Below are 18,941 nucleotides of genomic sequence, written 5' to 3'. Positions count from 1 at the left end.
GTTATCCCTCCTGTATCCGCAGAAGCAGTTGCTCCATTAATAACTGTGGAGTGACATTGGCGCCCACGCGGCGCTTCGCATCCATGACTGCTTGAAGATGATTACCGAGCTTCGCCTGTGATAGCGAAAGTGCTTGCTGCTGAAGCTTGTCCTCTTGATCTATATAAACGAGATGATTTGTGTGACCTACTTGCATACGTAAAATGTCCCGATACCAAAGCATCATTAAATCAAGACCAATCTGAACTTGTTCACGTTCCGTAAAAAACGGTACAAACTCTTCTTGGAGTGTGATTAATGCTTGCGTTGGACGCTGTACGAGATCATCAATTAATTGTATCACTTTCTGTCTGGCTTGTGAAACCCATTCATCCTCTAAAAGAGACTGTGCCTCCTCTAGATCCGAGGTTAGCTTGGACAAAAGTAGCGCATCCTTCTCTGAGGCGTCTTCTTTTAATGCATCGATCATCGCATCTGGTGATAGTGGAGAAAACGATAACACTTGTCCTCTCGACAAAATCGTTGGCAACAATTTATAGGCATTAGCAGTTAGCAAAACAGCGAGCGAATCACCATCTGGCTCTTCTAAAAATTTCAGGATACTATTTGCCGCACTCGTCGACATTTTTTCCGCATCGACAATGACGTATACCTTTTTAGAGGACTCCATTCCTCGCATGCTAAACTCCCTCTTTAGCTCGCGAATTTGATCGACCTTAATTGTTTGTCCATCTGGCTCAATCACGTGTAAATCAGGGTGGTTAGACGAGTCCACGCGCCGACACTCCGAGCATGTCATACACGGTCCATCCTCTGTGCGCGACGTACATAAGAAGGACTTTGCTAACAGCTTAGCTGTTGCCCGTTTGCCTGTGCCCTTGCCACCCTCAAAAATATACGCGTGTGCGAGACGTTCGCGATTCATACTATGCTGCAGTATTTTAGCGATAATTGGCTGTGTCTCTCTAAGCTCTTGCCAGTGCTTCATACGTTGTCCCCTCTATCGTTAAAACTTTTCGAATTCCTCTACTGGTAAAATAAAGACGGTTGCTCCTCCGACCTGCACCTCAACTGGATACGGAACGTAAGAATCTGCATTACCACCCATTGGAGAAATTGGAGCTACGAGCTGTTCTCTTGATTTACAGTTTTCCTTAATAATCTCAAGCACTCGTTCGACATGCGTATCCTCCACACCGATCATAAATGTCGTATTGCCAGCCTTTAAGAAGCCCCCTGTGCTCGATAGCTTCGTCGCTTGAAACTCGTTCTCGACGAGCGCATCTGACAATCGATTACTATCTTTATCTTGAATGACCGCTATGATTAATTTCATGGTCGCTCCTCCTCGCGCTTTTTATCTATTTTATGCAGAAAACAGGTTGCCTGTGCCGCATCTACCTCGACTATACTCTCTTTTAAAAAGAGAGCTTGTTTGTATTATAACAAGAATTCCGTCTATAGAAGGGAGTTTTTCACTAAAAAAGGGTGTATTTCCTTCCAAGTCGCTTCCACAACCTCTTCCACTGTGCCTGATGCATCAATTGTATGAATTCTCTCTGGTTCCTGCTGTTGCAGGTGCACGTAGGTTTCGCGCACTTCTTGGTGGAAGGAGAGAGATTCTTGATCCAATCTGTTAAACTCGCGTCCATTATTTGTTGCGATTCTTGCAAGTCCTTCTTTTGGATCGATATCAAAGTATAGCGTTAAGTCAGGCAGTAAACCGTCTGTCGCAAAATGATTCAACTCACGTACCTCTTCAATCCCAATGCCACGTGCGCCACCTTGATACACAAGACTGCTGTCTACAAAACGATCGCAAAGGACAACGGTACCTGTTTTTAAAGCTGGTAGTACCTTCTCGACTAAGTGCTGCCTTCTTGATGCCGCATAGAGAAGTGCTTCTGTACGCATATCCATCTCCGTATGAATAGGATCTAAAATGATTTCTCGTATTTTTTCCCCAATAATATTCCCACCGGGCTCTCTTGTCGCTAATACATTGACGTGATGTGCCTTTAGCTTCGTCTCTATTTTATGTAAAACCGTTGATTTACCGGCTCCTTCGCCGCCTTCAAACGAAATAAATAAACCTGTCATGCTGTTACTCTCCTTCTTGCTTCACGAGGAAGCCTTCTGTTATCCAATGTGTGCCTGTTTGAAAGGACGCACCCTCCTTTATTAATCGTTGCCACTCATGTAGCTGCGCCTCTGTGATGCGTTCTCCTTCTCTTATAAGAGGAATGCCTGGTGGATAAGGTGTTACGGTCTCCTTTGCAATCCGTCCGACTGTATTCTGATAGGAGACCGTCTCGCTCGGACCGTCTACCAGATACAGTTCACTTAGGGTAGGCTGTTGCTGGATGAGTCGCGCCGTTATTGTGGTTTCTCCCCGAAGCTTGTGTAATGGCTCCTGCCACGCCTTATCGACCGGTAGACGTAGCGGTAACGTGAGGAGTAAATAGTCCGGCGTTGCGAGCTCTGGGTGCCAGCCTGCATGCTCGAGCTGCTTTTTGAGCTGGTAGCCTGGTCCTCGGATCGCGAGTTTGAGTGGATCTTGGACGTAGCCACCAATATGCGCTGGTGTTGCGGGTAGGTGCTCTCTCTGCGCGCGTAGTTCTGTTGCTAGCGTGCCCCAATCCTGCTCTGTCCATTCAGCTATGTACGCTCGTGCGAGGTCAAGCGACGCGAGTAGTGGATAGGAGGGGCTACTAGATTGCACCATCCGTAACGCGCGCTGCACCTCTCTTCGGTCGATGCGTGACGATTGCAGGTGCAGGAATGCGGTCATCGTCATGGCAGGTAACGTTTTATGTGCCGACTGCACGACCATGTCTGCCCCAGCCTGGATCGCACTCGTCGGGAAATGCTTCTCATTGCTCTTTAATAGATGTGCCCCATGCGCTTCATCGATACATGTGAGCATGTTTGCCTGTTTGGCGATCGCGACGTGCTCGCTCAAGTCCTGCCCATAGCCCTCATACGACGGATTGGTGAGGAAAATAGCGACAGCCTCTGGATAGGCGGTAATCGCTTCTTGAAGTGTGTTTACAGACACCCCTAGCGTCAATCGGTTCGTCTCCTCGTACTCTGGTGCAAGTAAAATCGTGCGCACGCCAGCAAGCTCTGCAGCGTGAAACAGAGACTGATGGCTATTACGTTGAAGTAGGATCGTATCGCCTCTTTTAGTAGCTGTTAGCATCATTGCGAGGTTACCTACCGTCGATCCTCCAACTAAAAAGTATGTATCTTCAACACCGTAGAGTGTAGCTGCCAGCTGTTGCGCTTCTTGAATAACTTCAGAGGGATCGTGCAAGTCATCAAGTCCCTCTACTTCCGTCTGATCAATGGATAAAATCTCTTTATAGACACTTGTAGCAACTTCATGAAACACACTCCCATTTTTATGACCAGGGACGTGAAACGATCCTTTTTCTATGCTGCGATGTGCAAGTAGTCGGTCAAACAATGGGGTTTGCTGCTTCAATGCTGTCATCCTCTCGATTCATTCTCCTTCCATTATACATATCGGATATACATACCGAAAGCCTTGCAATCCAACGCTCGGGGTGATTAACTGAAGAAAAGTAGAAAGGGGCACGTTATGAAAGTAAAAATAGTTGTTTTTCTTGCACTGCTAGGCTACGCGCTCTTTTTAGCACCTGGTGCAAATAATGCGGACGATACCATCTTTACCTCGCTAATTACTGGTAGCTTTGACGAAGTCGATCCGCTCGTAGTCGCTGTGTTTTCTATGCTAGGCTTATATCCACTTATCTTTGCCATGCTCCTTCTACCAAAGGATGTCTATCGTATTCCAGCATGGCCCTTTTCAATCTTAGCTTTTGGACTCGGCGCGTTCCCTTTGCTACCTTATCTCATCATCCGTGGTAAAGTAACACGTCAATCGCCAAGAGGTCCCGGATTTTTGCAAAAAGCTCTCTTACATCCGTTACTGATCGTGTTAGCCGCAATCATTGCACTACTCCTTTATGTGACCGCTCTACAAGGTTCTATAAGCGCCTTTCAAGACGCGTTCATGAGCTCTCATTTAGTAAGCGTCATGACGGTTGATTTTCTCGTACTTATCTGGCTTTCTTATGATGTACTGAAAAAAGAGTGGGGCCTTCGCTACAGCTGGCTCGCATTTATACCTGCCTTCGGTCCATTAGTATTATTGTTGATGCGTAAGAGATTCGTGGCATAACAAAGAGATCCTTATTTACTTCCTCGAAAGAGGTTGTAGGTAAGGATTTTTTCTTGTAGATCTCTACTATATTCCTTCTTACGAGTTGCGTACTACTTCTGCTGAGTTGCGTTTTACTTCTCCCACTTTATGTTCTGCTTCTCCATTTTTCCGTGCTATTTCTTTTTTTGCATCTTACTTTGCCGAATTTCTGCACTGTTTCTCGCTTGTTCCACGATATTTCTAGCAATTTCCGTTTTACTTCTTACTATTTATGCGTTACTTCTTTTTTGCATCTTACTTTGTCGAAGTTCCACACTGTTTCTCGCTTGTTCCGCGATACTTTTGGCAATTTGCATTTTATTTCTTGTAGGTTGCGCACCACTTCGTTTCCGGCTTACTTCTCCTGTGTTGCATACTACTTCTTTTGTGACAGACTTCTCCCTTATTTCGGTGTGTGCGATGTTGCACCATACACTTTGACGCATACCAAGTACCAAGTGACGCAACAAACCCCTTGTTTAATGCATACGCCCAGGCGTTTGAAGCAAACAGTTTCCCTCTTGATGCAAAGGTAGTTGAACAGACGCATACGAAGATCCCCCTGACACAGTGGTAGCTAAATGTGATGCAAACGCCTTTCTATCTGATGCATACACCCCTTCATTTGATGCAAACCAAATTGCCTCGACGCATACGGCAGATCAGGTGACGCACTCACTCGCTGATTTGATGCAAGCGACCTCCAACCTGACGTATACGCGCCTCCATGTGGCGCAAACGAACGATGCCACCCAGAATTGAACGATAAAATGAACGACTTTCCACTAAAAAGGCGGTTAGTTTCCTTTTTTAACACACAAAAAAACATCCACCATCAGGTGGATGCTCGTTTGCCCAGCAACGTCCTACTCTCACAGGGGGACAGCCCCCAACTACCATCGGCGCTAGAGAGCTTAACTTCCGTGTTCGGCATGGGAACGGGTGTGACCTCTCTGCTATCGTCACTAGACTATGATTTCTTGCTCCGCTATGCGAATCAAGAAAGATAAAGGTCGTTGACCTTTCAAAACTGGATAGTGAACATGTAGAAGAAGAATCGTCTTAGTTGACGCCTTCTGTAAAACTATATATCTTGGTTAAGCCCTCGATCGATTAGTATCTCTCAGCTCCGCATATCGCTATGCTTCCACACGAGACCTATCTACCTCATCATCTCTAAGGGATCTTACTCACTATAAGTGATGGGAAATCTCATCTTGAGGGGGGCTTCATGCTTAGATGCTTTCAGCACTTATCCCGTCCACACGTAGCTACCCAGCTATGCTCCTGGCGGAACAACTGGTACACCAGCGGTGTGTCCATCCCGGTCCTCTCGTACTAAGGACAGCTCCTCTCAAATTTCCAACGCCCGCGACGGATAGGGACCGAACTGTCTCACGACGTTCTGAACCCAGCTCGCGTGCCGCTTTAATGGGCGAACAGCCCAACCCTTGGGACCTACTTCAGCCCCAGGATGCGACGAGCCGACATCGAGGTGCCAAACCTCCCCGTCGATGTGGACTCTTGGGAGAGATTAGCCTGTTATCCCCAGGGTAGCTTTTATCCGTTGAGCGACGGCCCTTCCATACGGTGCCGCCGGATCACTAAGCCCGACTTTCGTCCCTGCTCGACCTGTATGTCTCGCAGTCAAGCTCCCTTATGCCTTTGCACTCTGCGAATGATTTCCAACCATTCTGAGGGAACCTTTGGGCGCCTCCGTTACTTTTTAGGAGGCGACCGCCCCAGTCAAACTGCCCACCTGACACTGTCCCTGAACCGGATCACGGTTCGAGGTTAGAATGTCAAAACAGCCAGGGTAGTATCCCACCAATGCCTCCACCGAAGCTAGCGCTCCGGTTTCCAAGGCTCCTACCTATCCTGTACAAGCTGTTCCAACATCCAATATCAAGCTACAGTAAAGCTCCATGGGGTCTTTCCGTCCTGTCGCGGGTAACCTGCATCTTCACAGGTAATATAATTTCACCGGGTCTCTCGTTGAGACAGTGCCCAAATCGTTGCACCTTTCGTGCGGGTCGGAACTTACCCGACAAGGAATTTCGCTACCTTAGGACCGTTATAGTTACGGCCGCCGTTTACTGGGGCTTCAATTCAGAGCTTCTCCCGTAAGGGATAACCCCTCCTCTTAACCTTCCAGCACCGGGCAGGTGTCAGCCCCTATACTTCGCCTTGCGGCTTCGCAGAGACCTGTGTTTTTGATAAACAGTCGTTTGGGCCTATTCACTGCGGCTCTCTCGGGCTTGCACCCTAATAGAGCACTCCTTCTCCCGAAGTTACGGAGTCATTTTGCCGAGTTCCTTAACGAGAGTTCTCCCGCGCGTCTTAGAATTCTCTTCCCGCCTACCTGTGTCGGTTTGCGGTACGGGCACCAGCTTTCTCACTAGAGGCTTTTCTTGGCAGTGTAGGATCGGGAACTTCGCTACTAAATTTCGCTCGTGATCACAGCTCAACCTTACGGTAGACGGATTTGCCTATCTACCAGCCTCACTGCTTCAGCGCACACTTCCAATCGTGCGCATTCCCTACCTTCCTGCGTCCCCCCATTGCTCAAACAAAAGCGTGGTGGTACAGGAATATCAACCTGTTTGCCATCGCCTACGCCTTTCGGCCTCGGCTTAGGTCCCGACTAACCCTGAGTGGACGAGCCTTCCTCAGGAACCCTTAGGCTTTCGACGGAGGGGATTCTCACCCCTCTTTTCGCTACTCATACCGGCATTCTCACTTCCAAGCGCTCCACAAGTCCTTCCGGTCTTGCTTCGCAGCCCTTGGAACGCTCCCCTACCATTAACACCCTAAGGTGTTAATCCATAGCTTCGGTGATACGTTTAGCCCCGGTACATTTTCGGCGCAGAGTCACTCGACCAGTGAGCTATTACGCACTCTTTCAATGATGGCTGCTTCTAAGCCAACATCCTGGTTGTCTAAGCAACTCCACATCCTTTTCCACTTAACGTATACTTTGGGACCTTAGCTGATGGTCTGGGCTGTTTCCCTTTTGACTACGGATCTTAGCACTCGCAGTCTGACTCCCGAGGATAAGTAATTGGCATTCGGAGTTTGACTGAATTCGGTAATCCTGTGGGGACCCCTAGTCCAATCAGTGCTCTACCTCCAATACTCTTCCCTCGAGGCTAGCCCTAAAGCTATTTCGGGGAGAACCAGCTATTTCCGAGTTCGATTGGCATTTCACCCCTACCCACACCTCATCCCCGCACTTTTCAACGTGCGTGGGTTCGGGCCTCCATCCAGTGTTACCTGGACTTCACCCTGGACATGGGTAGATCACCCGGTTTCGGGTCTACAACCACGTACTATGTCGCCCTATTCAGACTCGCTTTCGCTGCGGCTCCGTCTCTTCAACTTAACCTTGCACGTAATCGTAACTCGCCGGTTCATTCTACAAAAGGCACGCTGTCACCCATTAACGGGCTCCAACTACTTGTAGGCACACGGTTTCAAGATCTCTTTTCCCCTCTCGGGGTGCTTTTCACCTTTCCCTCACGGTACTGGTTCACTATCGGTCACTAGGGAGTATTTAGCCTTGGGAGATGGTCCTCCCAGATTCCGACGGGGTTTCACGTGTCCCGCCGTACTCAGGATACACTCCGGAGGAGGGAGTCTTTTGACTACAGGGCTGTTACCTTGTACCGCGGATCTTTCCAGATCGCTTCGTCTAGACTCTCTCTTTCTTACTCCGTATGGAATGTCCTACAACCCCAAAAGGCAAGCCTTTTGGTTTGGGCTAATTCCGTTTCGCTCGCCGCTACTAAGGAAATCGCATTTGCTTTCTCTTCCTCCAGGTACTAAGATGTTTCAGTTCCCTGGGTCTGCCTTCTCATATCCTATGGATTCAGATATGGATCCTACCCCATTACGGGTAGTGGGTTCCCCCATTCGGAAATCTCCGGATCAACGCTTACTTACAGCTCCCCGAAGCATATCGGTGTTCGTCCCGTCCTTCATCGGCTCCTAGTGCCAAGGTATCCACCGTGCGCCCTTATTCGCTTAACCTAACTTACTGTTAGGACGTCGTTTTACTTCTTGGCTATCTTCTAAGACACTCGGAAAAACCTTTCGTTTGTTTCCAAACGGATTGATTTTCCGGTGATTCTTTTCTACATGTTCTTACTATCCAGTTTTCAAAGGTCAACTCGGAATAGACCCCACAAGGGGTTCTTCCGGAGAGGCTTACCCTCTCAAAACTAAACAAAAGGATCGAATGCGAAGTTCGATTGAGCTTAATGCTCCTTAGAAAGGAGGTGATCCATCCCCACCTTCCGGTAGGGATACCTTGTTACGACTTCACCCCAATCATCTGTCCCACCTTCGGCGGCTGGCTCCATAAAGGTTACCTCACCGACTTCGGGTGTTACAAACTCTCGTGGTGTGACGGGCGGTGTGTACAAGGCCCGGGAACGTATTCACCGCGGCATGCTGATCCGCGATTACTAGCAATTCCGGCTTCATGTAGGCGAGTTGCAGCCTACAATCCGAACTGAGAATGGCTTTATGGGATTTGCTCAACCTCGCGGTTTTGCTGCCCTTTGTACCATCCATTGTAGCACGTGTGTAGCCCAGGTCATAAGGGGCATGATGATTTGACGTCGTCCCCACCTTCCTCCGGTTTGTCACCGGCAGTCACCTTAGAGTGCCCAACTAAATGCTGGCAACTAAGGTCAAGGGTTGCGCTCGTTGCGGGACTTAACCCAACATCTCACGACACGAGCTGACGACAACCATGCACCACCTGTCACTCTGTCCCCCGAAGGGGAACGTCCTATCTCTAGGAGTGGCAGAGGATGTCAAGACCTGGTAAGGTTCTTCGCGTTGCTTCGAATTAAACCACATGCTCCACTGCTTGTGCGGGCCCCCGTCAATTCCTTTGAGTTTCAGCCTTGCGGCCGTACTCCCCAGGCGGAGTGCTTAATGTGTTAACTTCGGCACTAAGGGCATCGAAACCCCTAACACCTAGCACTCATCGTTTACGGCGTGGACTACCAGGGTATCTAATCCTGTTTGCTCCCCACGCTTTCGCGCCTCAGCGTCAGTTGTAAGCCAGAAAGTCGCCTTCGCCACTGGTGTTCCTCCATATATCTACGCATTTCACCGCTACACATGGAATTCCACTTTCCTCTCTTACACTCAAGTCTCCCAGTTTCCAATGACCCTCCACGGTTGAGCCGTGGGCTTTCACATCAGACTTAAGAGACCGCCTGCGCGCGCTTTACGCCCAATAATTCCGGACAACGCTTGCCCCCTACGTATTACCGCGGCTGCTGGCACGTAGTTAGCCGGGGCTTTCTCGTGAGGTACCGTCAAGGTGCCGGTCTATTCGTGCGGCACTTGTTCTTCCCTCATAACAGAACTTTACGATCCGAAGACCTTCATCGTTCACGCGGCATTGCACCGTCAGGCTTTCGCCCATTGCGGATGATTCCCTACTGCTGCCTCCCGTAGGAGTCTGGGCCGTGTCTCAGTCCCAGTGTGGCCGATCACCCTCTCAGGTCGGCTACGCATCGTCGCCTTGGTAAGCCATTACCTTACCAACTAGCTAATGCGCCGCGGGCCCATCCTGTAGTGTTAGGTAAAACCCAACTTTTACAAGGGAACCATGCGGTTCCTTTGATTATCCGGTATTAGCTTCGGTTTCCCGAAGTTATCCCAGTCTACAGGGCAGGTTGCCCACGTGTTACTCACCCGTCCGCCGCTCATTCCACATCATTCACTCCGAAGAGATCGTGATGCTTCCTGCGCTCGACTTGCATGTATTAGGCATGCCGCCAGCGTTCGTCCTGAGCCAGGATCAAACTCTCCGATAAATCGTCGAAGTTTGAACTTCTGACTAACGTTCGAGTAAACTCGAACAACGAATCTAGCGATTCATTTTGAAGAACTAGGTTCTTCATTTAAAAAAATTGACGAGATGGTTTTCATCTCTTTTAATTCCTTCGCTTCGTCTTTTGTTTAGTTTTCAAAGAGCAATTTCTTGCTTGCCGCTCGTTTTGGCGACTTTATTAGAATAACACGGTGACTCGTTAGAGTCAACAACTTTTTTCAAGTTTGTTTTTCGTGTTACCGTCACCTCGTCGGCGACAAGTAATAATATATCACCTATCGCACCCTAACGTCAACGTTTTTTCGAAAAAAGTTTAAAATAAAAAAATATCCGCGCACACTAAGGCGATAATCCACGGTACACCAAGCCATGCAGCCGTTCCGATTGTTAAACTATTGAACGGTAATCGATAATCAAAGAAGCCACCAATCGTATTTAAAAAGAAAAGAAATAACATACCAATCGCAACACGGATGAATAGAGAACCCAATTTGCGAAACATTGTTGCACCCGTTAATAAAAGAAAAATCATTGCCACTAATCCAATTAAGATCCACGCCTCCATCTTACCCTCACTCCTTTTGATTAAGGTTGTCCTTCTACTATATGAAGTGGCGATAAAAAAAGAAGCTTGATTCGTTTTTCTTCTATATAGATGAATGCATTGCTCTGCGCGATCGTGAAGACAGCCGAGCGACAAAAATAAAGCTACCCACAAATATATAGGGGCAGCTCTTCAAAGCGTCTTAATAAAATGTCGTATTACGAACGCGGGCTTCCTTTAATAAAAAGTAATACTTAGCCCGCTCCAGCTTCGCGCGTCCAATAACGTCCTCGCGAGCATCAAATGAATGCTGCAGATAGCTATCGTGCTGATCTGCTTTTCGTTTAATCGTATCTAGTCGACGGATTAGTTCATCATCAACTTCGCGACGGAGCTTACGCTTTTTGCCTCTAGCCATGCTCATTCCTCCTTACAGTTCACGTCGACCTTCCATCGCCTTCGATAAGGTAACCTCGTCCGCGTATTCTAAATCCCCACCTACAGGCAGACCGTGTGCAATACGCGTCACCTTCATACCAGTCGGTTTTACAAGGCGAGAAATATACATCGCCGTTGCTTCTCCTTCTATATTAGGGTTTGTTGCGATAATCATTTCTTGGATCTCATCATTTTGCAGACGCTTTAACAAATCCGGAATATAAATGTCCTCTGGTCCAATACCCTCAACTGGCGAAATAGCACCGTGTAACACATGATATAAACCAGTGTATTCCTTCATCTTTTCCATCGCTACTACATCCTTCGAATCTTGCACGACGCAAATGACGGTGCGATCACGACTCTGATCCTCACAAATACGGCATGGGTCTGTATCGGTAATGTGATGACACACTTTACAATACGTAAGCTCTCGCTTTACGCTAACTAGCGCCTTAGCAAAATCTAACACGTCATCTTCCTTCATATCTAACACATAAAAAGCTAAACGAGCCGCAGTCTTAGGACCGATCCCCGGTAGACGCATGAACCCGTCGATTAGCTTTGTAATCGGCATAGGGTATTGCAAGCGAACTCCTCCTTCTCTCTTCCTCTCTATTTTACCATGCTTCTATCACGCACACTATGAGCTAAAAGAAAGGAGGCACCCGCTTTTAATCGGGATACCTCCTTTATGAATATTCGTTTCTTTCCTTACATTAATCCAGGAATGTTCATTCCTTTAGTGAATTTACCCATCTTCGTTTGAACAAGCTCATCTACTTGAGTTAGTGCTTCGTTCGTTGCAGCTAATACAAGATCCTCAAGCATTTCCACGTCGTCTGGATCAACCGCTTCTTCATTAATTTGTACGTCTAAGATACGCTTTTCTCCGTTAATGATAACCTTAACCATACCACCACCGGCTGTTGCTTCAACTGTTTCGTCCTTTAACTCCTCTTGCGCCTTTGCCATGTCCTTTTGCATCTTTTGCATTTGCTTCATCATATTACCCATGTTTTTCATCTTTATCGCCCTCTCTATTAGTTACTTATACTTCTATGCTATCCTACTCTTTAATATCAAGCAAATCTCGGCCAACTAACTTAATGGCTTCATCGATAAGTGGATTAGCCTGCTCCTTAGGTTCTCCTCCTTCAGCAGACTCTCCGTCCTCGCTTGCCTGCTCACCAGACTGTTTAATAAAGCTTTCTTTAATTTCTTCCCAATCCGTCACAAGCACCGTGAGCATCGTTGTCGATTGACGCATGATTTGAGACGCCGACTCCTCAACCATCTCCCGAAACTTCTCATCGACCATATTCCGATGCATCTCATTTTTAAAGGCTAAAACAAAATGATCCTCAGAGGCCGCAACCGGCTTACAGTCGTTCAGCCAAGCAGAGGCTGGTACACTTTTTTGGCGCACCTGCTCCACAATATTACCCCACTGACCAGTCATCCCCTGAAGTGCTTGCTTAGAAGCTGCTCGTAGCATCTCCTTGATACGTGCCGCGTTCGCTCGACTTTGTGCACTAGACTGTTGCTTAGGCTTGACCCGTGTAGGCTCTGAGCGCGTCTCCTGTGATGCCTGGACGCCGTCCGTCTGCAGACGCTTAAGCGCCCGCTCCAAACTCTCTACCTTTTGCTCTAATCCTTCAACCGTCGAAGACGCAGGTGCCTGCTCCTTCACCGGCACAGCAGCAATCGTTTGCTGGGCTGCCTGTACGATAAACATCTCGAGAAACACTTGCGGATGGCTCGCCCACTTCATCTCCTGCTGGAAGTGATTTAAACGCTCCATCACTTGGAATATCCAAGCTTGCTCGAGCTTTTCGATAAGAGCATTAAAGGCGTCATCGCCACGCCTACGATCCTGGGACTCTTCTAGCTGAGGCGCTGCTTTAACCATCAGGATATCTCGGAAGAAGAAGATCATATCCTCAATAAATCTATTAGGATCCTTCCCCTCCTGCATTAAGGTATCAATAGCCTGCAGTCCTTCGCCAACATTCCCCTCGTAAATCGCATCAACAACCTTGTGTAAAAGCTCGCGTGAGGCGGAGCCAATGATCTGCAAAATATCCTGCGAGGTAATGGCTCCCTCCGCATAGGAGATCGCCTGATCCAACAGACTAAGAGCATCACGCATCCCACCTTCTGATACTCGTGCAACCAGAGATAGTGCATCTTCTTCAATATCAATATTGCTATGCTCAATGATTTCCTGCATACGGCCAATCATGGCATGTGCGGAGATTCGTTTAAAATCAAAACGCTGACAGCGAGAAATGATCGTTAGAGGAATTTTATGTGGCTCCGTCGTTGCTAAGATAAAAATAACGTGTGGTGGTGGTTCCTCAAGTGTCTTAAGTAAGGCATTGAATGCACCTGTTGTAAGCATGTGCACTTCATCAATAATATAGACTTTAAACGATGCAACACTCGGTGCAAATTTTACTTTATCTCGAATGTCGCGGATTTCATCGACACCGTTATTACTAGCAGCATCAATTTCCATCACATCAACGATGCTTCCATCCTGAATTCCTTTACACGTCGGACACTCGTTACACGGCTCCTCAATTGGAGCTCGTTCACAGTTAATCGCTTTAGCTAAAATTTTAGCCGCACTCGTTTTACCCGTTCCGCGCGGACCTGTAAACAAATAAGCATGGGAGAACTTTTGCTTTCCAAGCGCGTTTTTTAACGTTTTGGTAATGTGCTCTTGCCCGACAACATCCTGAAGCTTGCGCGGACGCCAAACACGGTATAAAGCTTGATAGCTCACAGACTCCCTCCTCTTTCGTCCCTTCCTAATTCCTTCTTTATTATACCGATTTGTAACACGTAATTCAAAGGCAATCTGTACGAAACATTGGGAGCATTTATGTGGGTAGAAGGAGGCGGAGGGCTGGTAATGAAGTAGGGGCGTGCTGTGGTAGTAAATGTGTGCGCAATAAATCTGTCTGCCATAAACAAAAAGGATGAGCATCAGATGCTCATCCTTTGTAAGTGCTATGTATACCGTGCACCTCTCTTCGACTATAGACCCTCAAGCGTTACCTAAGCAGTTTGCTCGATCCAGGCTACTCCGCGGCACACGGAAGAACCTGCTTACTGCTGCTTCCTTCCGGACCTGACAGGGTTCACAGGATTCCGTTGCGCGGAACCCAAATGTCAACACCACTTACTTAGGGCAGACCAGGAAAATCGATAGCCTCAGAGAGGAATTCGGCCTCGCTATAGCGGATTGCGAGTACAGGGCACCGCTACCTCCCCGCTTAGCACGGCAAATACTAGTATATCGGTTTTAACTATTATTTGCAATACCTAAGCATCTTCCTTCTCTTCCTGCTTTTTCTCAAGCTCTGCAAGCTTTGCCATTAGAATGTGTGGTGGCGTATGCATCACATGCTCAAGTGGCATCTTTAGCTTCTCTGAGATCATTTGTGCTGTTTCAAGTGAGATCTGATTCGGTTTCATGACGTCTGGCCTCCTTTCGTGCTCGCTTTAACTGCCTTTTTTCTTTCCTTAGCGATTGAAAAAATGTAGAGAGTCTTGTTCCTGTTTCTTCCTCCAACACGCCGCTTACGACAACCGGCTGGTGGTTAAATCGTGTATCACCTGTAAGATTGTAAAGTGTTCCACAGCAGCCTGCTTTTGCGTCCGTTGCACCAAAAACAACACGATCTAACCTTGAATTAATAATAGCTCCCGCACACATTGGGCATGGCTCAAGCGTCACATAAAGCGTGCATCCATCTAAACGAAAGCTCCCGGTTACACGACAAGCCTCTTCAATAGCTAGTAGCTCCGCATGAGCAGTAGCCATTTGAGATGCTTCTCTTCTATTATAGGCTGTGGCAATAATTTCTTCATCCTTCACAATAACAGCCCCTATTGGCACTTCACCAATACTTGCTGCTTTATCCGCTTCACGAAGTGCAAGCTCCATCCAATACTCATCGTTCATCATCTAATCGCCTCTCTTATGTAGCATCATTGTAGTATGAGGCAGAGAGAATAGCAAGATGTATAAGAAAAGGCTTCGCGCGTAGGAAAAACCTACACGCAAAGCCAGCGATTTCTTACCTTGTAGAACGAGGGTTAAACGCATCCTTAACACCTTCACCTATAAAGTTGATCGAAAGAATCGTAAAGGTGATCGCAAGTGCTGGTGGGATCCATACCCACGGTTGCGTCCGTATAACGTTTGGATTACGTGCTTCTGTCATCATATTACCCCAACTTGGCGTTCCTTGAGGTACACCGAAGCCTAAGAAGCTAAGCGCTGTCTCCGCAACAATCATAACGGCTAAAAGTAACGTAGCTTGTACAATGATTGTTGTCATAACGTTCGGTAAAAGGTGCTTTCGAATAACCTTGAATGGCGTACCACCAATAGAAATAGCGGCCATAACAAACTCATTCTCTTTCTCTGCGAGTGTTTTACTACGAACAACTCGGGCTGCACCTGTCCAACCTAACAGACTAAGTACTGCGATAAGTGCCAAGATACCTGCGTCTCTAAAGATCGATGCAAGAACGATCGCAAAAACTAAGAATGGGAAATTCATAATAAAATCGGTGAATCTCATTAACGCTGCATCGACCCATCCACCGTAGTATCCAGCAACAGATCCAATAAACGTTGCAATAGCTACAATAATGAACGTACAAACGAAGCCAATCGTAAGTGATGTGCGGGCTCCATATAGTAACAGCGTCCAAATATCTCGACCTGCGTTATCTGTCCCTAATAGAAAGCCGTCTCCTGGTGGCAAATTACGGTTCGTAATCTCTACGCGATCAGGTGAAAATGGAGAGATAAAGGGAGCCGCATAAGCTAAGATCGTAACTAGCACTAAAAATGCAAGGCTAATCATCGCTAGCTTATTTTTAAGTAGCTTCCTTCTCGCAATGGCCCAAGGGGACTGCTTTTTCATTGTTTTTTCTAAGCGTTTCTCTTGTGCTGCTTCCATGCTATTCTCCCCTATTCTACTCTAATACGCGGATCTATGACTCCGTAAAGTAAGTCTGCAAGCAGGTTTCCAATTAACGAGGCTGTTGACAACATAAGTGTTATCGCCACTACGACAGCCGAGTCGCGCTGGTTAATAGAAGTGATAAATAGCTCACCAATACCGCGATATGAGAAGATTGTCTCGATGATAATCGCACCACCAATAATACTTGCAATATCAAATCCAAATAGCGTGACGATTGGGATAATCGAGTTTCTTAAGATGTGCTTGTTATAGATTTGATTCTCTGTTGTACCCTTCGCACGTGCTGTACGTACGTAGTCTTTTTGTGCGTTTTCAATGATATCGTTTCGTAAAAATTGCGTGTAACTAGCTGTCGTTAGAGCACCTAGTACAAGCGCAGGCAAGAACGTGTGATGCATTTTACTAATCCAAAAATCGAGTGTACCTGCCGTCATTCCTCGACCTACACTTCCTGTTGCTGGGAACCAGCCTAACTGGAAGGAGAAGAAGAAGATAGCAAATAATGCAGCAACGAAGCTAGGAATAGCGAGCATGAGATAGTTAAAGCCTTGGATTCCATAATCTCCAATAGTATAAGGATTTCTTCCGGCGAATTTCCCCATAAAGAATGCTAAGAAATACGTAATTATTAGCGACATAACCGATAACAAAATAGTATTAGGCAATCTTTCTCCAATGATCTCTGTAACGTCCATTCTATGTACAAAAGAGCGCCCGAAATCCCATTGAACAACGCCGGCAATCCATCTGCCGTACTGAACGTGAATTGGATCATTTAATCCAAGTCGCTCTCTCTGTTCTTCAATATATTCCGGACTGGAGTTTGCTGGATCAATTTGGCCGGAAAGAGCATCCCCTGGCATAGCTAATGCCAGGGCGAATACTACTATAGAGATCATGGCCAATATTGGAATCATGATGAGAACTCTTCTTAATGTGTAAATTAACATGACCATTACCCCTTAATAAATAAATAGTGGATGCTTTTCCGATTTCACTATCTTTTTATTGCTCGATATACCATTCGTGTAGGTCTTTTTGAGCATTTGTAAAGTAAGGTGTAACGCCACCTACATCATTGCTGATACCGAATAGGTTAACCGGTGAGTTAAGTGGGATCATTGGAAGCTCTTCGTTAACAAGCTGGTTCCACTCTTGGTAAACTCCAATACGGTAGTCGATGTCAAATGCTTCTTCGCTTAGTCCACGAGCGATCAGCTCATCAGACTCTTCGTTTACCCAACGAGGGTAGTTCCAAAGATCTGTTGATAGCCATAGACCAGTTGGATCCGGATCTGCAGCAAGTCCCCAAGCTCCTAGGTATACGTCAATTCCTGGATCGTCCTCTTCTACTAAGTCATAGAATAGGTTGAAGTCAAATAGTTGACCATCCATTAGCTGTGCGTTAATTCCAGCATCAGCGAAGTTTTGTAGCATGTACTGAGCACGTGGCTCTGCAATATCAGCAGGCGCGTCCATAGCAGCAACGTTTACGATGAACTCGTTACCATCTGGATCTTCCACAAATCCGTCACCATTTACATCTTCATATCCAGCTTCTGCAAGAAGCTCCATTGCACGCTCTGTATCATACTCATATTGGTTAAGAGCAGACTCGTCTGGGTAAGCCCAACTTACAGTTGCTTGAGGTGCGTTAATTACTGTTCCGTAACCTTCAGAGAATGCATCAATGATACCTTGGCGGTCAATAGCGTGTGCCATTGCTTGACGAAGCTCTTTGCTTTGGAATTTAGGGTTATCCATCACGTTCTTTTCTCCATCCCAGTGTCCAAGCTTGAATCCTAGGTAAGAGTAAGATAGGCGATCAGATTGTTCAACGCGAACATCTTCACTACCTTCTAGTGTTACTGCCTGTCCACCAGTTAGGTCGATGATGTCTACTTCACCTTGCGCTAAAAGCTCAGCGGATTGCGCTCCATCAATAATTCGATAAACAACGCCATCTAGGTTTGGAGCTCCTTGCCAGTAATCAGCAAACGCATCATATTCAATCATTTCGCCAGGTACGATGTTTGTAACTTGGTATGGTCCAAGACCTACTGGGTTACGACGTACTTGATCTGAATCGATCATATCTGCAACCTCTACGCCTTCAAAGTGCGCAGCTGGCATTGGATATGCCCATAGAGCGTCTAAGCTGTTTGGAGAAGCTTGCTTAAATGTTACGCTGAACGTGTATTCATCTGTAATTTCAACACCTGAGATTGTATCTGCTTCACCAGCATGGAACTCATCAAAGCCTTCGATAATGTTTACGTTTGTCACACGTGGACCTTGGTAGTCAGGGTGTGCAATTGTTTCCCAAGCAAATAGGAAGTCATTAGCAGTTAGCTCTTCGCCATTGTGCCACATAACGCCTTGCTCAAGAGAGAATGTTACTGTTAGATTATCTTCAGACCATTCCCAAGTTGCTAAATGTGGCTCAGGAAGTAAATCTTCACCTGTGGCATAAAGACCATCACCATTAAACATTCCTAATGCTAATGCATCATCTTGTCCTTCATAGTGTGCCCAGTCAAGAATTCCTTGGAATGGAGAAGTGTAACCGTATGTTACAATTCCACCTTGTGGAGCGTCACCAGTAGCATCGCCGTTATTTCCTTCGTTGCCTTCATTACCATCAGCATTTGCGTTAGCGTTAGCGTCTGCATCCGCATCCGCATCAACGTTTTCCGTTGTATTGTTCGTACCGCCCTCGTTCGCTGGCTCTGTGTTAGCGTCGTCGTTACCACCACATGCTACTGCAAGCATAGATAGTGAAATAAGAGATGCCCCTAATAAATAATTTGATTTTTTCATCTTTCGTTTCCCCCTCATTCTTAGTAAATTAATCAGTTTAATTAG

At 46.8% G+C, this 18,941-nt stretch carries 15 protein-coding genes, 3 rRNA genes and 1 other RNA gene; 1 reads left to right on the top strand and 18 read right to left on the bottom strand.

Translation table 11 applies throughout. The features are described from left to right. Window position 1: 1 nt before the first annotated feature. The 4 genes from holB to FLK61_RS00605 form a co-directional block, all read right to left on the bottom strand. Complete coding sequence (gene holB / locus FLK61_RS00620) at window positions 2–988, bottom strand: DNA polymerase III subunit delta' (RefSeq protein ID WP_176007640.1); 987 nt, start codon at window positions 986–988, stop codon at window positions 2–4. 18 nt (window positions 989–1,006) lie between these two features. Beyond that, complete coding sequence (locus FLK61_RS00615; RefSeq protein WP_176007639.1) at window positions 1,007–1,336, bottom strand: cyclic-di-AMP receptor; 330 nt, start codon at window positions 1,334–1,336, stop codon at window positions 1,007–1,009. 122 nt (window positions 1,337–1,458) lie between these two features. Further along, a complete protein-coding gene (gene tmk, locus FLK61_RS00610; RefSeq protein ID WP_176007638.1) occupies window positions 1,459–2,100 on the bottom strand; it encodes a dTMP kinase in 642 nt (213 codons plus the stop codon). Window positions 2,101–2,104: 4 nt separating this feature from the next. Next, window positions 2,105–3,487: an aminotransferase class I/II-fold pyridoxal phosphate-dependent enzyme gene (locus FLK61_RS00605; protein WP_176007637.1), complete on the bottom strand. Its 1,383-nt coding sequence runs from the start codon at window positions 3,485–3,487 to the stop codon at window positions 2,105–2,107. A 117-nt stretch (window positions 3,488–3,604) separates the two neighbouring features. On the opposite strand from FLK61_RS00605, the gene FLK61_RS00600 reads away from it, so the two are divergent. Beyond that, window positions 3,605–4,207, top strand: coding sequence for a hypothetical protein (locus tag FLK61_RS00600; protein ID WP_176007636.1), 603 nt, complete (start codon window positions 3,605–3,607; stop codon window positions 4,205–4,207). An 874-nt stretch (window positions 4,208–5,081) separates the two neighbouring features. On the opposite strand, the gene rrf is transcribed toward FLK61_RS00600, so the two are convergent. The 14 genes from rrf to opp4A all read right to left on the bottom strand — a co-directional run bounded on the left by rrf (window position 5,082) and on the right by opp4A (window position 18,896). Next, a 5S ribosomal RNA gene (gene rrf, locus FLK61_RS00595) occupies window positions 5,082–5,198 on the bottom strand. Between the two features lie 123 nt (window positions 5,199–5,321). Next, a 23S ribosomal RNA gene (locus tag FLK61_RS00590) occupies window positions 5,322–8,257 on the bottom strand. 241 nt (window positions 8,258–8,498) lie between these two features. Beyond that, window positions 8,499–10,065: ribosomal RNA gene (locus tag FLK61_RS00585) — 16S ribosomal RNA — on the bottom strand. Together the 16S, 23S and 5S rRNA genes form the textbook arrangement of a ribosomal RNA operon. Window positions 10,066–10,395: 330 nt before the next feature. Then, a complete protein-coding gene (locus FLK61_RS00580; RefSeq protein ID WP_176007635.1) occupies window positions 10,396–10,647 on the bottom strand; it encodes a pro-sigmaK processing inhibitor BofA family protein in 252 nt (83 codons plus the stop codon). Window positions 10,648–10,828: 181 nt separating this feature from the next. After that, window positions 10,829–11,044 carry a YaaL family protein gene (locus FLK61_RS00575; protein WP_176007634.1) on the bottom strand — a complete coding sequence of 72 codons (216 nt, stop codon included), beginning with the start codon at window positions 11,042–11,044 and terminating at the stop codon, window positions 10,829–10,831. A 12-nt stretch (window positions 11,045–11,056) separates the two neighbouring features. Beyond that, window positions 11,057–11,653, bottom strand: coding sequence for a recombination mediator RecR (gene recR / locus FLK61_RS00570; RefSeq protein ID WP_176007633.1), 597 nt, complete (start codon window positions 11,651–11,653; stop codon window positions 11,057–11,059). A gap of 125 nt (window positions 11,654–11,778) precedes the next feature. After that, a complete protein-coding gene (locus FLK61_RS00565) occupies window positions 11,779–12,090 on the bottom strand; it encodes a YbaB/EbfC family nucleoid-associated protein (protein ID WP_176007632.1) in 312 nt (103 codons plus the stop codon). A 43-nt stretch (window positions 12,091–12,133) separates the two neighbouring features. Further along, a complete protein-coding gene (dnaX, locus tag FLK61_RS00560; protein WP_176007631.1) occupies window positions 12,134–13,855 on the bottom strand; it encodes a DNA polymerase III subunit gamma/tau in 1,722 nt (573 codons plus the stop codon). A 236-nt stretch (window positions 13,856–14,091) separates the two neighbouring features. Further along, an RNA gene (gene ffs / locus FLK61_RS00555) (signal recognition particle sRNA large type) lies at window positions 14,092–14,357 on the bottom strand. Between the two features lie 40 nt (window positions 14,358–14,397). Further along, window positions 14,398–14,550 (bottom strand): YycC family protein, encoded by a 153-nt coding sequence (locus FLK61_RS00550; protein ID WP_176007630.1) that lies wholly within the window; start codon window positions 14,548–14,550, stop codon window positions 14,398–14,400. Continuing rightward, entirely contained in the window at window positions 14,525–15,043 is a 519-nt protein-coding gene (gene tadA, locus FLK61_RS00545; RefSeq protein ID WP_176007629.1) for a tRNA adenosine(34) deaminase TadA, read from the bottom strand. The genes FLK61_RS00550 and tadA overlap by 26 nt, the downstream gene beginning before the upstream one ends. A gap of 112 nt (window positions 15,044–15,155) precedes the next feature. Further along, window positions 15,156–16,049, bottom strand: a complete 894-nt coding sequence (gene opp4C / locus FLK61_RS00540) for an oligopeptide ABC transporter permease (RefSeq protein WP_176007628.1) — start codon at window positions 16,047–16,049, stop codon at window positions 15,156–15,158. A gap of 11 nt (window positions 16,050–16,060) precedes the next feature. Beyond that, on the bottom strand, window positions 16,061–17,026 hold the full coding sequence (opp4B, locus tag FLK61_RS00535; RefSeq protein ID WP_176007627.1) for an oligopeptide ABC transporter permease: 966 nt from the start codon (window positions 17,024–17,026) through the stop codon (window positions 16,061–16,063). Window positions 17,027–17,081: 55 nt separating this feature from the next. Next, on the bottom strand, window positions 17,082–18,896 hold the full coding sequence (gene opp4A, locus FLK61_RS00530; protein WP_176007626.1) for an oligopeptide ABC transporter substrate-binding protein: 1,815 nt from the start codon (window positions 18,894–18,896) through the stop codon (window positions 17,082–17,084). Between the last annotated feature and the right edge of the window lie 45 nt (window positions 18,897–18,941).

Origin of the sequence: Paenalkalicoccus suaedae, from assembly GCF_006965545.2 — a bacterium.
Lineage (GTDB): Bacteria > Bacillota > Bacilli > Bacillales > Salisediminibacteriaceae > Paenalkalicoccus > Paenalkalicoccus suaedae.
Note: the sequence above shows the minus strand (reverse complement) of the source record. Positions and strands in the feature narration are given on the sequence as shown.

Excerpts from the sequence above, each read along its gene's own strand:
- holB (WP_176007640.1), bottom strand. The coding sequence starts at position 988 with ATGAAGCACTGGCAAGAGCTTAGAGAGACACAGCCAATTATCGCTAAA.
- FLK61_RS00615 (WP_176007639.1), bottom strand. The coding sequence starts at position 1,336 with ATGAAATTAATCATAGCGGTCATTCAAGATAAAGATAGTAATCGATTG.
- tmk (WP_176007638.1), bottom strand. The coding sequence starts at position 2,100 with ATGACAGGTTTATTTATTTCGTTTGAAGGCGGCGAAGGAGCCGGTAAA.
- FLK61_RS00600 (WP_176007636.1), top strand. The coding sequence starts at position 3,605 with ATGAAAGTAAAAATAGTTGTTTTTCTTGCACTGCTAGGCTACGCGCTC.
- FLK61_RS00580 (WP_176007635.1), bottom strand. The coding sequence starts at position 10,647 with ATGGAGGCGTGGATCTTAATTGGATTAGTGGCAATGATTTTTCTTTTA.
- FLK61_RS00575 (WP_176007634.1), bottom strand. The coding sequence starts at position 11,044 with ATGGCTAGAGGCAAAAAGCGTAAGCTCCGTCGCGAAGTTGATGATGAA.
- FLK61_RS00565 (WP_176007632.1), bottom strand. The coding sequence starts at position 12,090 with ATGAAAAACATGGGTAATATGATGAAGCAAATGCAAAAGATGCAAAAG.
- FLK61_RS00550 (WP_176007630.1), bottom strand. The coding sequence starts at position 14,550 with ATGAAACCGAATCAGATCTCACTTGAAACAGCACAAATGATCTCAGAG.
- tadA (WP_176007629.1), bottom strand. The coding sequence starts at position 15,043 with ATGATGAACGATGAGTATTGGATGGAGCTTGCACTTCGTGAAGCGGAT.
- opp4C (WP_176007628.1), bottom strand. The coding sequence starts at position 16,049 with ATGGAAGCAGCACAAGAGAAACGCTTAGAAAAAACAATGAAAAAGCAG.
- opp4B (WP_176007627.1), bottom strand. The coding sequence starts at position 17,026 with ATGTTAATTTACACATTAAGAAGAGTTCTCATCATGATTCCAATATTG.
- opp4A (WP_176007626.1), bottom strand. The coding sequence starts at position 18,896 with ATGAAAAAATCAAATTATTTATTAGGGGCATCTCTTATTTCACTATCT.